The 534-nt window shown below is 33.0% G+C and carries 1 protein-coding gene; it reads left to right on the forward strand.

Going from position 1 to position 534, the window contains the following annotated elements; genetic code table 11:
- Positions 1-256 (forward strand): type II-A CRISPR-associated protein Csn2 (gene csn2, locus FC65_RS11110; protein WP_082619109.1); only part of this gene is annotated, 256 nt, incomplete at its 5' end.
- Between the last annotated feature and the right edge of the window lie 278 nt (positions 257-534).

A 534-nucleotide genomic window follows, 5' to 3' on the forward strand; every position in this document is an offset into this window, starting at 1 on the left:
TAAGACAAAAAGTATGAATAATTCAGGAATAAAAACAATTATTAAGATTCATAAAATGTGTGAGTTGAAATCTTGTTTAGTAATCTGTAATGTAGCTCATTACATGGTGGCCGACCAAGTTAAAGGATTGTCGGAATTTCTTCAAGACGTAATTCAGCCAATCCTTCTCATCGAATTCACAGACATGAAGCAAGCAAGTTTTTATTCAGATTGTAATTTTTACTATATTGACAGGGATTTTGTAGATTGGTATTAAAGACTTATTCGGTTTGAATTTTCTTTTCTGAGACCAAGATTAAGAATTGACGTTTTAGAAAGACGTTAAACCAATAAGGTAGATCTCGGTTGCATTACTCCAGTATATAGTCTATACGTTTTAGAAAGACGTTAAACCAATAAGTTAGATCTCCATTTCTCGCTTCATACCTTCAACCATTTCGTTTTAGAAAGACGTTAAACCAATAAGGTAGATCTCAATGGTTTGGGAAAATGTACAGGGGTGCTGGTTTTAGAAAGACGTTAAACCAATAAGGT

The organism is Ligilactobacillus acidipiscis DSM 15836 (genome assembly GCF_001435755.1).
In the GTDB taxonomy this organism is placed as follows: domain Bacteria; phylum Bacillota; class Bacilli; order Lactobacillales; family Lactobacillaceae; genus Ligilactobacillus; species Ligilactobacillus acidipiscis.